12 protein-coding genes are annotated in these 14797 nt (G+C 30.3%); 9 read left to right on the top strand and 3 right to left on the bottom strand.

Annotated elements, in window-relative coordinates:
- Nucleotides 1–9 precede the first annotated feature (9 nt).
- Together lon and yihA are read left to right on the top strand one after the other, a co-directional pair.
- Complete coding sequence (gene lon, locus L6653_RS07600; protein WP_236786421.1) at nt 10–2340, top strand: endopeptidase La; 2331 nt, start codon at nt 10–12, stop codon at nt 2338–2340.
- Entirely contained in the window at nt 2337–2924 is a 588-nt protein-coding gene (gene yihA / locus L6653_RS07595; RefSeq protein ID WP_236786419.1) for a ribosome biogenesis GTP-binding protein YihA/YsxC, read from the top strand. Before lon ends, yihA begins: the two co-directional genes overlap by 4 nt.
- Nucleotides 2925–3008: 84 nt before the next feature.
- Here yihA and L6653_RS07590 read toward each other — a convergent pair whose 3' ends face one another.
- A complete protein-coding gene (locus L6653_RS07590) occupies nt 3009–3581 on the bottom strand; it encodes a xanthine phosphoribosyltransferase (protein WP_236786417.1) in 573 nt (190 codons plus the stop codon).
- 103 nt (nt 3582–3684) lie between these two features.
- On the opposite strand from L6653_RS07590, the gene L6653_RS07585 reads away from it, so the two are divergent.
- Both L6653_RS07585 and L6653_RS07580 read left to right on the top strand, forming a co-directional pair.
- A complete protein-coding gene (locus L6653_RS07585) occupies nt 3685–4971 on the top strand; it encodes a M18 family aminopeptidase (RefSeq protein ID WP_236786415.1) in 1287 nt (428 codons plus the stop codon).
- Between the two features lie 9 nt (nt 4972–4980).
- Nucleotides 4981–5280 carry an MTH1187 family thiamine-binding protein gene (locus L6653_RS07580; protein WP_236786413.1) on the top strand — a complete coding sequence of 100 codons (300 nt, stop codon included), beginning with the start codon at nt 4981–4983 and terminating at the stop codon, nt 5278–5280.
- A 341-nt stretch (nt 5281–5621) separates the two neighbouring features.
- Here the strand turns inward: L6653_RS07580 and L6653_RS07575 are convergent, their stop codons facing one another.
- On the bottom strand, nt 5622–6791 hold the full coding sequence (locus tag L6653_RS07575) for an IS110 family RNA-guided transposase (RefSeq protein ID WP_236785121.1): 1170 nt from the start codon (nt 6789–6791) through the stop codon (nt 5622–5624).
- A gap of 338 nt (nt 6792–7129) precedes the next feature.
- A complete protein-coding gene (locus L6653_RS07570; protein ID WP_236786411.1) occupies nt 7130–8455 on the bottom strand; it encodes an NCS2 family permease in 1326 nt (441 codons plus the stop codon).
- Nucleotides 8456–8555: 100 nt separating this feature from the next.
- On the opposite strand from L6653_RS07570, the gene L6653_RS07565 reads away from it, so the two are divergent.
- From L6653_RS07565 to L6653_RS07545, 5 genes are all read left to right on the top strand, one after another.
- On the top strand, nt 8556–9809 hold the full coding sequence (locus L6653_RS07565) for a hemolysin family protein (protein ID WP_236786409.1): 1254 nt from the start codon (nt 8556–8558) through the stop codon (nt 9807–9809).
- A gap of 7 nt (nt 9810–9816) precedes the next feature.
- The gene (locus L6653_RS07560; protein ID WP_236786406.1) at nt 9817–11472 is read left to right on the top strand and encodes a putative manganese-dependent inorganic diphosphatase; all 1656 of its coding nucleotides are present in this window, start codon (nt 9817–9819) and stop codon (nt 11470–11472) included.
- A 237-nt stretch (nt 11473–11709) separates the two neighbouring features.
- Nucleotides 11710–12720, top strand: coding sequence for a 3-deoxy-7-phosphoheptulonate synthase (aroF, locus tag L6653_RS07555; protein WP_236786404.1), 1011 nt, complete (start codon nt 11710–11712; stop codon nt 12718–12720).
- A 1-nt stretch (nt 12721) separates the two neighbouring features.
- The gene (gene aroC, locus L6653_RS07550) at nt 12722–13798 is read left to right on the top strand and encodes a chorismate synthase (RefSeq protein ID WP_236786402.1); all 1077 of its coding nucleotides are present in this window, start codon (nt 12722–12724) and stop codon (nt 13796–13798) included.
- Nucleotides 13791–14792 carry a prephenate dehydratase gene (locus tag L6653_RS07545; protein ID WP_236786400.1) on the top strand — a complete coding sequence of 334 codons (1002 nt, stop codon included), beginning with the start codon at nt 13791–13793 and terminating at the stop codon, nt 14790–14792. Before aroC ends, L6653_RS07545 begins: the two co-directional genes overlap by 8 nt.
- Nucleotides 14793–14797: the final 5 nt, after the last annotated feature.

Raw genomic sequence — 14797 nt, 5'->3', positions numbered from 1 at the left:
GGAGATAAAATGAGCTTTATCTATAAAATAGATACAAAAGAATATCCAATGGTCCCAGTAAGGGGCTTGTGGGCTTTTCCTGATACAGTTGTCCATTTTGATTGCCAAAGAGCAGTTTCAAAAAAAGCTGTAGAAGATGCTTTATTAAATGAATCTGAAATTTTTTTGGTAAATCAAAAAGATATACTTGAAGATAATCCAAAAAAAGAAGATATTTATGATTTTGGAACGGTTGCAAGTATAAAACAAACTTTTAATTTGCAAAACGGCGAGCTTAGGGTTTTGATTGAAGCAAAATCAGTCGGTGAAGTTTTGGATGTAAAAATTGAAGATGGATTTTTTAAGGCGAATATTAAAGAATATATTTTTGATGAAGAAAATTTTGAAAGTAATGAAAATATAGAAGCCTTGAAAAAAATGTTGGTTGAAGATTTTAGATCTTATGTTTCAATTGATAATTCTATACCACCAGAAATTGCCTTTTCTTTGGTAGAAATTGAAAATATTGATAAACTTGCAAATCTTATAACTTATTATCTTCCTTTAAGTCCAAAGGAAAATTATTCTATATTAAAAGAGCTAGATATTGAAGAAAAATTAATAAATCTTCACAAGCTTATCCAAAAAGAAATTGAGTTAAAAGATTTATCCAAAAAAATTGATGCCAAGGTTCAAGAAAATATTAACAAGGGACAAAAAGAATATTATCTTAGGGAAAAACTTGACGCTGTAAAAAATGAATTAAATGATCTTACAGGAAAGGATTTAAATGAGGCGGATGCCTTTAGGAAAAAAATCAAAAAATTAAAAATCAATAAGGAAGATAAGGAAACTCTACTTAAAAGTGTCGATAGGCTTGAAATGATTCCTGAAATGAGCCCTGATTATGGGGTTATAACTTCCTATCTTGATTTTGTTTTATCCCTTCCTTGGTCCAAAAAATCAAAGGATAATTTGGATATAATTCATGCCAAAAAAGTTTTGGACGAAGACCATTATGGACTTATGGAAGTTAAAGAAAGAATTCTTGAATCAATTGCTGTAAGAAAGAAAAAAGGAGACAACCAAGCCGCTGTAATTTGTCTTGCTGGCCCTCCTGGAGTTGGAAAAACATCTATTGCAAAATCAATTGCTCGTGCCTTAAATCGTAAATTTATTTCAATGAGACTTGGTGGGGTAACTGATGAATCAGAAATAAGAGGTCACAGAAGAACCTATGTTGGGGCTATGGCTGGAAGAGTTTTATCAAATATATCAAGAATAAAAGTAAAAAATCCAGTATTTTTGCTAGATGAAATTGATAAATTGGGTTCAGATTTTAGGGGAGATCCATCATCAGCTTTACTTGAGGTTTTAGATCCTGAACAAAACGATAAATTTATTGACCGTTATCTTGATATTGGCTTTGATTTATCAGAAGTATTTTTTATAACAACAGCAAACGACATTTCAAATATTCCTCCAGCTCTTTTCGATAGGCTTGAAATTATAGAAATTTCTGGCTACACCCAAAGAGAAAAGGAAGAAATAGCCAAAAGATATTTGATAAAAAAAGAAATGGAAAACAATGGACTTTGTAAAGATGACTTGAATATTTCCGATAAGGTTATAGAAAAAATCATAAAATCCTACACAAGAGAAGCAGGAGTAAGGTCTCTTGAGAGAAATATTGCCAAAATTTGTAGACGCTCTGTAAAAGAAATTCTTGAAGGAAAAGAAAAAGTTAATGTTTCTATGAGAAATTATGAGAAATATCTTGGTAAAGAAAGATTTTTTGAAGACCAAAGACTTAAAGAAGATAAGGTTGGAATTGCAAATGGACTTGCTTGGACCCAAGTTGGTGGAACAATTTTAACAATTGAAGTAAATGCCATGGACGGCAAAGGTGTAAATTTATTTACAGGAAGTCTGGGAGATGTTATGAAAGAATCAGCCCAAGCTGCAATTTCTTATTTGAGAAAAAATTCAAAAGATTTGGGAATAGATAAAGATTTCTATAAAAATAAAGATATCCACGTCCACGTTCCAGAAGGAGCAACTCCAAAAGACGGCCCATCAGCAGGAATTACAATGACAACTGCAATCGCCTCAGCTCTTACAGGAAAAAAAGTAAGGAGTGATCTTGCAATGACCGGTGAAGTTACAATAACTGGAGAAGTTTTGCCAATTGGAGGATTAAAAGAAAAAGCTCTTGCAGCTTATGCTTACGACATAAAAAATGTAATTATTCCAAAAGAAAATGAAAAAGATATTGAAGATATTGATAAGGAAGTTAGGGAAAAAATAAACTTTATAAAAGTATCTCAAGTTGGAGAAGTTTTAAAGGAAGCTTTAATATGAAAATAAAATCAGTAAATTTGGACCAAGTTGCAGGATTTGCCTCCCAATTTCCAAATGATAATTTTGAAGAAATTGCCTTTGCAGGAAGAAGTAATGTAGGAAAATCTTCTTTTATAAATTCATTTTTGGATAAAAAAAATCTTGCCAAAACATCATCAAAGCCAGGTAAAACTAAGACCATAAATTTTTATAAAATAAATGATAAATTTAGACTAGTCGACCTTCCAGGCTATGGCTATGCAAAAGTTTCAAAAAAAGAAAAAGAAAAATGGAATAATTTAATCCATAAATATCTTTATGAAAGAGAAAATTTAAAAGAAGTTTTTCTTTTGGTAGATATAAGACATGCACCAACCAAACAAGATAAAGAAATGTATGATTGGATAATAGATTCTGGATTTACAGGATTTGTTATAGCAACAAAATACGACAAAATACCTAAAACACATCTAAAAAAACACATAAAAGAAATAATGAAAACTTTAAATATTGATGATGATGGTTTGATATTTGCTTATTCATCAATAACTTCTCACAATAAAAATGTTTTGCTTGAACAAGTAGAAGTAATAATAAATTCATAAATTTAAAATTTGAAAATCTCACGCAAGTGGGATTTTTTATTTTAAAAAATTTAAAAGAAAAAAGATGGCAAAAGCCATCTTAGATTAATCTATAAATTCTATTTCTTTTCCGTCCATGTGGGAAATTCTTGCTAGAGAATAAACATCAAGTCCCATATCATCTAGAAGTTTTCTTCCGTCTTGGTAGGATTTTTCTATAACTATTCCAACACCAGCTACATTTGCTCCTGCTTGCTTACAAATTGCAACCATAGCTTTTGCAGCTTGACCGTTTGCCAAAAAGTCATCTATTAACAAAACATTATCATCTTCGTGCAAGAAATCCTTGCTAACGATTAGTCTTTTCATCTCTTCTTTTGTGTAAGAATAGCAAGTTGATGAATATGTATTGTCATCAGTTGTAAGAGATTTTTGTTTTCTTGCAAAAACAACATCACAATCAAGGACTAGACCTGTTATAACTGCTGGGGCAATTCCTGATGATTCTACTGTCAAAATTTTATTAACATTTTTATCTTTAAAATGTTCGGCAAATTCTTCACCCATTTCCTTTATCAATTTTGGTTTTATTTGATGGTTTAGAAATGAATCAACCTTTAAAATATCTTTGCCAAGAACTGTTCCATGGCTTAATATTACTTCCTCTAATTTCTTCATTATAAATACTTACCTCCGTACCCTTTTTACTATTATAATGCAAAGTTTAATCAAAAGTCAAAATTCACTTTTAATAAAGACTCTTAAGGGTACTATATATTATATGAATAGGAAACAAATAATCAATGATTTAATAGAATTTATTGACAAAAGTCCTGTAAACTATTTTGCAGTTAAAAATTCTATTGAACTTTTAGAAAAAAATAATTTTAAAAAATTAGAAGAAAATGAAAAGTGGAAACTTGAAAAAGGCGGAAAATATTTTGTAAGCCGTGATGATACGGCCCTTATTGCCTTTAGTGTTGGGGATGATCCAAGAAAGGGGTTTGATATAATTGGATCTCATACAGATTCTCCAACTTTTAAAATAAAATCAAATCCAGAAATGAATTCAAATGGGTTTTTGAAATTTAATGTTGAAGGCTATGGGGGAATGATTGTATCTTCTTGGTTTGACAGGGACTTGTCCCTTGCGGGAAAAGTTGTTTATGAAGAAAATGGAGAAATTAAATCAAAACTTGTAAAAATTGATAAAGACCTTTTGACAATTGCAAATTGTGCAATTCATATTAATAGGGATTTAAATTCTGGATATAAATATAATATGCAAGATGAACTTTCTCCGATTATAAAAACAATCGAAGATGATTTTAAAAAAGAAGGATTTTTGCAAAAATTATTGGCAAAAGAAATTGGAGTTTATGAAAAGAAAATAATAGATTTTGATTTGGCACTTTTTGATAGGCAAAAAGGATCTATTATGGGAAGTGATGACGAATTTATCCATATTGGAAGACTTGATAATCTTGCAAGTGTCCACCAATCACTTACAGCTTTAATAAATAGTAAAAATGAAAAATTTAATATGTGTGTATTAAATGACAATGAAGAAATTGGATCAGGCACAAGAACTGGAGCAAGCTCACCATTTTTGGACCAAATTATGGAAAGAATTGTGATGAATTTAGGCTATGACAGGGAAGATTATTTTATTGCTCTTTCAAATTCATATTTAATTTCAGCAGACCTTTCTCATTCAATTCATCCAAATTATAGTAATTTATTTGATTCTACTAATAATACAAGAATAAATATGGGTATAGGAATAAAGGTAGCTTCTAATGGTGTCTATACAACAAATGTAGAAACTAGGGCGAGATTTTTAAAACATGCAAAAAATGTTGGAGCAAAAGTTCAAACTTTTCATAACAGATCTGATAAGGTCGGTGGATCAACAATTGGACCGATAGTTTCTTCCAAATCTGGAATAAAATCAATTGATGTCGGCACACCAATTCTTGCCATGCACTCAATAAGAGAGCTTGGCGGAGTAGATGATCACATAGAAGCTATAAAAATATTTGAAGATTTTTACAATAAAAAATATTAGGAGGATATTATGGCAGTTTTAGAATTAACAGTAGTACCAATAGGAACAAAAGAAACTTCTGTTTCAAAATATGTAGCAGGTTGCGAAAAAGTTTTGAAAAAATACGAAGATTTGGAAGTAAGATTAAATCCAATGGGAACAGTTATCCATGGAGATATTGATAGGGCTTTTGAAGCAATCAGAGCCTGCCAAGAATCAGTTTTTAAAAACGGAGCTGATAGAGTTTATTCAGTAATAAAAATTGATGATAGAAGAGATAAATCAGCAAGCCTTGATCAAAAAATAAAATCAGTAGAAGATAAGATGTAAAATAAAAATAATTTTATGATAATTTAAAAATTCCCCAAATAATGGGGAATTCAGAGCGTAGACAAAGTCTAATTATTAAGAATTATTAGTAATTTAGAATTAAATTAATACTAACCCATCTCGACTAAGTGAGTGAAACGAACGCATGGAGACTAACTATCGGATGTCAAGAAAAAAATAAAAAAATCAAACTAATAAAAATAGGTTTATATTTTATGAATATTCATTAAATATGAACCTATTTTTCTATTAAATATGAGATTTAAATATAAAATAACATAAAAATGAGCATAGTAAACAAACCATCAAGCTTGATGGTTTAAAATATTCTAATATTATTTTTAAACTTTACTCACATATACTTCATTTTCTTTCAATAAATAGAATATTACCCTAACCAATTTTCTTGCTACATGAGTAAGAGCCACATAATGATGTTTTCCCTCAGCCTTCTTTTTTAAATAATATTCTTTAAAAACAGGTTCAATTTGACTAATAATAAAAGCAGCCTTAAACAAACTATCACGCAAATAAGAACTACCTCTTTTACTCATAGTACTAAAAGAAGAATGAAAAGTCCCAGATTGACTTATAGAAGGATCCAAACCAACATAAGCCAACAACTTAGAAGAAGAATCAAATCTGTTAATATCCCCAATTTCAGAAATAATAGTAGGACCAAGTTCAATACCAATACCAGGAATACTCATAATAGGACTATTAATATCATCAAGTAAAGGCTTAATCATTACATTAATCTCATCAATTTTCCTATCCAAAAAATACAAATAATCAATAGACTGTTTCAATTGAAAAGAAACAGAATAAGAAAAATACCCAATAGAATTTCTAGCAGCATCCCTAATAATCAAAGCCTTATCCTTAGAATAAGCACCTCTAGATGCATTCTTAATTAAATTAGAAAGCCTAGTAATATTAGCCTTAGAAATTTCATAAGCAGAAGAAAACTCATAAAGGATAGCAAGAACATACTTAGAAAAAACATCATTACAAACATTACAAAGTTCAGGAAAAACAATATCCAAAAAAGAAACAATAGAGTTTTTTAATCTAGACCTATCCCTTTTCAAAATAGACTTATACCTACATAGTGACTTAAGATCATAATTATGATAAAATTCAAAAAGAGTAGGATTAGAATCACAGGTAGTTTTTAAAAGCTTAGCAATGAAGAAAGCATCAACCTTATCAGTTTTAGTATTTCTAAAACTATCAGCTCTTCTAAAAAGACAAGTTTGAAAAGGGTTAAAAAAGTGAATATTAAAATTCAAATCAAGAAGAAATCTAGATAAGTTGAGATGATAATTACCAGTATATTCTAATCCTATTCTAATATTATCCCTATCATAAGAAGAAAGTTTATCAATTAAAAAATCAAAACCCTCTCTAGAATTCTTAATTTCAAAATGTTCCCCCATATCAAAATTATCCCCATCAGAAAGAAAACAGTTATGTTTAAACTTAGAAACATCAATTCCCAAAAAAATCATAAAAACCTCCGAAAAAAATAGTTGTGCATCCACATAAGAAATGTCATGTAACCTTGTACAATAAAGCGTCAAGCGCTATCTAACTAATAAACAAAAAAACATAGCTATGTGGTTGTAGTCTCCATGAAATAGTCAAAGCTATAGAGATATCAAACATTCCACAACACTATGTTTAGTGTATAATATTCTATTGTAAATTTCCATAGAATGACTACAACTATATGATACAAGAGATCTCACGAGATTTCTCGACTCACTGCGTTCGCTCGAAATGGAAAAATTTTTAGTTTGTCAACAGACTGAATTCCCCAAATAATGGGGAATTTTTGTTTGCTTATTTATGAAAATAATGGAAGCATATATCTTAGTAAAAATACTAGGGCAAGTACATAAACAAGTGGGGAAACTTCTTTTCCTTTTCCTGTTAATAATTTTACGATTGCATATGAAATCATTCCAAAGGCGATTCCTTCTGCTATTGAATAGGCAAATGGCATCATAATTATTGTCATAAAGGCTGGGAATGATTCTGTGAAGTCTCCAAAATTTATTTCAACTATTGAATCTATCATAAATAATCCTACCATTACAAGAGCAGCTGCTGTTGCTTGGGCTGGAATTATTGTTATTAATGGATAGAAAAATATTGATAGGAAGAAACAAAATCCTGTTGAAAGAGCTGTAAGTCCTGTTCTTCCACCTTCTGCAACTCCTGTTGCACTTTCTACAAAAGTTGTTACAGTTGATGTTCCTAAAATTGATCCTATAGTAGTTCCTATACTATCAGCCAAAAGTGCACGACTTGCATTTGGTAATTCTCCATTTTCATCTAACATTTTTGCCTTTGTTGCAACTCCTGTCAAAGTTCCTACTGTATCAAATAAGTCTACAAATAAAAATGCAAAAACAACAGAAAACATTTCAAATGAAAATGCTGATGATAAATCCAATTTAAAAAATATTGGGCTAAGTGATGGAGGAAGTTGTATAAGTCCTCCTTCTGGAATCTTGCTTACTCCAGTAAAAAGAGCAATAATTGTAGAAATTACAATTCCTATTAACAAAGCTCCCTTTGTTTTTCTTGCAGTTAAAACTGCCATAATTAAAAGTCCAATAAAAAATATAAAACTTTCTTTGCTAACTAAATTTCCAAGGCCAAGACCTATATCATTTTTTACAATTACTGTGGAATTTAGTAAACCTATTAGAGCAATAAATAATCCAATTCCTACAGAAACTGCAGTTTTTAAACTTCTTGGAATAGCATTAAAAATTGCTTCACGAACATTGAAAAATGTTAATAAAATAAAAATAATTCCTTCAATAAAAACAGCTGCTAGTGCAAATTCCCAACTTTTTCCCATAGTCATTACAACTGTGTAGGTGAAAAATGCGTTTAGTCCCATTCCTGGAGCAAGTGCAAATGGAAGATTTGCATAAAAAGCCATAATTAAAATTGCAATAATTGATGAAATTATTGTTGCAGTAAAAACTGCTCCCTTGTCCATTCCAGCATCTCCCAAAATTTGTGGATTTACTGCCAAAATATAAGACATGGTCATAAATGTTGTTATTCCTGCCATAATTTCAGTTTTAACATTTGTTTTTTTCTCTTTTAATCTGAAAATTTTTTCGGCAAGTGATTCGTTCGAATTTTTTTCCATAATTCCTCCTTTTTTTCCGTGCATATTATACCATATTTACTTTACTTAATCACTTTATTTTTTTATAAATTTCTCATATAATATATGCAAGGAGGAAGCTTTGACGACTAAAAATATTATTGAGTTAATTGTAATGATTTTTGGAATTTTATTTTCAGCATTTTTTTCATCTTCTGAAACAGCCATTACTTCTATAAATAAATTTAAATTAAGGCAACTTGAAGAAAAGGGAGTAAAAAATGCAACATTACTTAGAAAACTCGTTGATGATAGCCAAAATACAATTACAACAATTCTTGTTGGAAATAATATAGTAAATATCCTTACAACAACTATAGCAACACTTTTTTTTACTGATATTTTTGGAGGAGCAGGAGCGGCGATTTCTACAATTGTTGTAACGATTACTGTATTAATTTTTGGTGAGATAACTCCAAAACTTGCAGCTCAAATTAACAGCGAAAAAATGGGCCTTAAATTTTCAAAGGCTATTTTTATTATTTCTATAATTTTAAAGCCTACTGTAATCTTACTTGGAATTTTTACTAAATATCTTACTAAAAAAATGTCTGATGGAGTGGAAAATTCTGATAAGGTAACTGAAGAAGATTTAAAAACTATAGTTGATGTTGGTGAAGAGCAAGGTGTAATAAATAATGAAGAAAGTGAAATCATAAATAATGTTTTTGATTTTGGTGGATCTTTTGCATCTGATATTATGACTCCAAGAACAAATATGGAAGCAATATCAATAGATTCTACAAAAGAAGAATTGGATAAATTTTTAATTGAGTGCAAACATTCAAGAATTCCAGTTTATGGGGAGAGCATAGACAATATTGTTGGAGTTTTGCACATGAAAGATATAGTAACTTTTGTTGCTGAAGGACGTGATCCAATCTTAAAAGATATGCTTAGGCAAACTTATTATGCCTACGAAAATATGAATATAATTGATCTTTTTAAATCAATGAAAAAAATGAACGTTTCACTCGCCATTGTTGTTGACGAGTACGGAGGAACGGAAGGACTTGTTTCAATTGAAGATATAATTGAGGAGCTTGTTGGAGATATATATGATGAATATGATCCTGATGATGAGAAAGTCTACAAAGTTTGTGAAAATGAATTTATAGTTGATGCAAGTATGCATATAAATGATTTTAATGATTATTTTGATAGAAATTTAAAAGAAGTTAAAAATGATTCGGTTGGAGGTTTGGTTATAGATTATCTTAACCGTCTGCCAATAACTGGAGATGTTGTAAAGATTGATGATGTTACTTTAATTTGTGAGAAGGTTGAACGTTACAAAATAAATTTACTTAGAGTTAAATTTGATAGCGAAAGTTAGAGGTATTATGAAACAAACAGTTTATATTACAGGTCACAAAAATCCAGATACTGATTCTATTTGCTCAGCCCTTGCCTATGCAAATTTAAAAAATAGGCTCGGCGATACAGAGGCTATTCCAATAAGGCTTGGTCATGTTAGCCAAGAAACCCAATTTGTCCTTGATTATTTTGGAGTAAAGGCTCCCCTTCACAAGGACTCAATGAAACTTCAAATAAAAGATATTGACTATGACAATTCTTATAATGTCGATGAATCTCTTCCAATTAGAAATGCCTGGTCAATAATTCAAGAAAATAAATTGAATTCTCTTTTTGTAGTTGATGAAAATGAAAAATTAATAGGAGTAGCCTCTCTTTCAAATTTGACCCATTCTTATATGGAGGTTTGGGATGATAGGATTATTGGAAGAACTCATACTCCACTTGAAAATATTGCAGATATTCTATCAGCCAAAATCGTTGTAAATCCAAAAAATCCTAGAGCTTTTACAGGGAAAATGATGGTTTATGCCATGAATGAAAAAGATTCACCTCAAAATTCCTTGGTTGGGGATGGAGATTTGGTTATAACTGGAAATAGGCTTGAAGCTCAAGAATATCTTATAAATAAAAATATTTCCCTAATAATTTTGACCAATGGGTCAGAAATGAAAAAAGATTTGATAGAAGAAGCCGAAAAAAATAATATTACAATTATTTCGACAGAATATGATACCTTTATGACGGCAAGACTTTTGCCAATGGCAGTTCCGATTGCAAATGTAATGAGCACTGAAAATTTGGTTTATTTTTCACCAGAAGATACGGTTGATACAGTTCGTGAAGTAATGGGAAAAACTAGATTTAGATCTTATCCAATTGTTGATGCAAGAGGAAGGGTTCTTGGGGCAATTTCAAGATACCATTTAATTTCTGATGAAAAGAAAAAATTGATTTTAGTTGACCATAATGAAAGAAACCAATCAGTTGATGATATTGACTATGCAGAAATTATTGAAATAATTGACCACCACAGAGTTGCAAATGTTGTTACAAACCAACCCCTATTTTTTAGGGCAGAGCCTGTAGGATCAACTGCAACAATTGTAGCGAAAATGTTTTTTGAATCTGGAATTAGACCAACAAAAGAAATAGCAGGAATCCTTTCAGCAGCTATAATTTCTGATACACTTTTATTTAGGTCTCCAACAACAACAGAAACTGACAAGAGAGTTTTAAATAGACTTACAAAAATTGCAGATATAAATCCAGAGGAATTTGCCATGAAGATGTTTAAGGCAGGAACAAGTTTGAAAAACAAATCACCAGAGGATTTGATTGATGGAGATGTAAAGGCCTTTACAATTGGCGATGATAAAATTAGGGTTGGACAAGTTATGACAATGAATCCAGAAGAGCTTGATCCAATAAAAGATAAGCTAACAAATTTAATGGAAGAAAGAATTCATGCCAAGGGAGAAAATACCTTTGTCCTTGTTCTTACAGATATTTTTAACAAAAAATCTGAGCTTTTGGTTGTAGGAAATTATCTAAGTGATATAGAAAATGTTTTTGGAAATAAGGTAAAAAATGGAACAATTTCAGCTCCAGGAGTTTTATCAAGAAAAAAACAAGTTATACCAAAACTAACTGAAGCTATTATGAATTCACACAATAATTAACTTTACTGAAAAATTTATCTGTGCTATAATATAAAAAAATTTAAAACAGGAGAAAATAATGAAAAACTTAAATTTTACACAAAATAGCTTTTACTTTTTTAACTTTACTTTTGACAAAAGTAAGGCTATTTATCATGTGCAAAATTTTTAAAAGATTTAAGTTTTTTGAATTTTAGCTTCTTGGTAATAGCCAGGAAGCTTTTTTAATTTAGAAGATGAAAACTTATCGGAGGAAATATGATTATTAAATTAAAAAATAATATTAATGAAGCTGAGTTAAGTGCTTTGATAAAAGAAATTGAAGATATGGGTCTTAAAGTTAGTAAGGCAGTTGGTACAAACACTACGATTTTGGGACTTTTGGGAGATACATCCAAGGTTTCAAAAGATGATATGAAATCAAAAAAAATTGTTGATGATGTAATAAGAATCCAAGAACCATACAAAAAGGCAAACAGAAAATTTCACCCAGAAGATACAATAATTACTCTTGAAAATGGAACAAAAATCGGAGGTGGGTCTTTTGTTTTTATGGCAGGACCATGCTCAGTTGAAAGTGAAGAGCAAATTGTATCAATAGCTCAAAAAATAAAAAAATCTGGAGCAACAATTTTAAGGGGAGGAGCTTTTAAACCAAGAACTAGCCCATATTCTTTCCAAGGTTATGGAAAAAAAGCCATTGATTATCTTGTAAAAGCAAAAGAGGAAACTGGTCTTGCCCTTGTTTCAGAAATTATGGAAATAAACCAATTAAAATATTTTGATAATGTAGATATTTTACAAGTTGGGGCAAGAAATATGCAAAATTTTGATTTGTTGAAGGCTCTTGGTGAAACTGATAAGCCTATTTTATTAAAAAGAGGCTTGGCTGCAACTTATGAAGAATTATTGATGGCAGCTGAATATATAATGAGCAGGGGAAATACAAGGGTAATTCTTTGTGAAAGGGGAATTAGGACTTTTGAAACTGCAACAAGAAATACTTTGGATGTCACTGCTATTCCATTTTTGCATGAAAAAACTCACCTTCCTGTAATAATTGACCCATCTCATGCAGCTGGAATTTCAAGATATGTAAAAGATTTGTCTCTTTCTGCGGCAGCTGTTGGGGCTGATGGACTAATGATTGAGGTTCACGAAAATCCTGCCAAGGCTTTTTCAGACGGTGCCCAATGTGTAGTCCCAGATGATTTTGATAAAATTTTAAAGGCAAGCAAAAAAATCCACGATTTAAGAAAGGAAATCTAAAATGAGCCAAAGCTTTGGAAAAAATTTAAAAGTTACTATATTTGGATCAAGCCACCAAGAATATATGGGGGTGGTGATGGATAATGTAAAAATTGGTTTTGAAATTGATAGGCAAAAACTTGATAGCTTTATGCAAAGAAGGGCTCCAGGTAAGTCAAAATTTACAACAAAAAGAAAAGAAGCCGACAAGGTAATTTTTATTTCTGGAGTAAAGGAAAATAAAATAATTTCAAAAACAATATGTGCCCTAATAAAAAATGAAGATTTCAAATCCAAAGATTACAAAAATTTAAATGATATTCCAAGGCCATCTCATGCAGACTACACTAGTTTTATAAAATACGGTAGCGAAATCGATATGAATGGGGGAGGACCATTTTCTGGAAGATTAACCGCACCGTTTTGCCTTGCTGGAGGCATTGCAAAACAAATTCTAGAAGAAAAAAATATAAAAATTTCATCAAGAATTAAAAATATTGGTGGGATAGAAGATATAAAAATTGATTTGGCAAATCCTCCCATGGTTGATTTAGAAAAAATTTCTCGAAAAGAAATTCCTGTTTTGGATGAAAAAATTGAAGAAGAAATAAGAAAGCTATTGGATGAAGCAGAAGGTGAAGGAGATTCTCTTGGGGGAATTTGCCAAGTTTTTGGAGAAAATATTCCAGAGGGGTTGGGAGAACCGATTTTTGATTCTTTTGAGGCTAATATTTCCCATCTTTCTTTTGGAATTCCAGGACTTAGGGCAATTTCTTTTGGGGAGGGACTTTCTTCATTTAAGATGAGAGGATCAGCCCACAACGACCAATTTGAAATTAAAGATGGAAATATAAGGACTATTACTAATAATGCTGGTGGAGTTGTTGGAGGAATTACAAATGGTATGCCTGTAGTTTTTGATTTAATTTTTAAACCTACCCCATCAATTTCTATTTCTCAAAAATCATTTTCTATAAAAGAGAAAAAAGAAAAAATTTTACAAATAAAGGGCCGCCACGATCCTTGTTTTTGCCTAAGAACGACTCCAATTGGAGAATCAATCCTCGCTTTAACAGTATTGGACTTTTTAAATGAATGAAAATATTAAAAAAATTATTAAAGATTTAGAAAAAGAAAATTATAGGATAGAAGATCTGGAAAAAATTGATAAAATATTAAAGGAAAAATACAAATCTTATTTGATGGGACTTGATGATGGTGAATTTTCTAAAATTTTGCAAAATAGAATTATAAATAAAGATTTTCCAAAAGGAGGGAAAATTGCTCTTGGAGGAAGTAGGGGATCTTACGCGGACCAAGTTGGAAATATTATTTTTCCAAAAGGAGAAATGAAATATTTTAAAAGATTTGACCAAATTTTAGATGCAATTGATAAAAATGAATGTGATTTTGGGATTTTACCTTTGGAAAATTCTTCCTTTGGTTCTGTAAAGGAAGTTTATAATTTAATGCTTGAAAGAAATTTTTATATTCTTGGAAATTATAAGCTTGATATTAACCATTATCTTCTTGGAAATAAGGATTCAAATTTATCCGATATAAAAGAAGTTTACTCTCACCCTCAAGCCTTGGGTCAGTGCGGAAAATATATTGAAAGGCATGGTTTTATTACGAAAGATTATTATAACACTGCTCTTTCTGCAAAATTTATTAAAGAAAAAAAGGACAAGAGTCTTGGGGCGATTGGATCAAAATTTGCAGGAGAAATTTATAATCTTAAAATTCTTGATGAAAATATCCAAAATGAATCAAATAATTATACGAGATTTATTATTGTATCCAAGGACTTAAAAATTTATAAAAATTCTGATAAAATTTCTTTAAGATTAAAAGCTCTTGATAAACCGGGCTCTCTTATAAATATCGTTGAAAAATTTAAAATTTTGGGTGTAAATATGACCAAACTTGAATCATCTCCAATACCGGGGTCTGATTTTGAATTTGTTTTTTATTTTGATTTTCAAGGCTCTGTTAATGAGAAAAGAATTAAAATTCTTTTGGATTTTTTAAAGGAAAATGCAAGAGATTTTGTTTTTATGGGAGCCTACATTGACTTTAATAGGATGTTTTAAAAAAA

This window comes from Anaerococcus ihuae (assembly GCF_928368155.1).
Lineage (GTDB): Bacteria > Bacillota > Clostridia > Tissierellales > Peptoniphilaceae > Anaerococcus > Anaerococcus ihuae.
The sequence above is the reverse complement of the archived record's forward strand: the minus strand, read 5'-3'. Positions and strand labels throughout refer to the sequence as shown.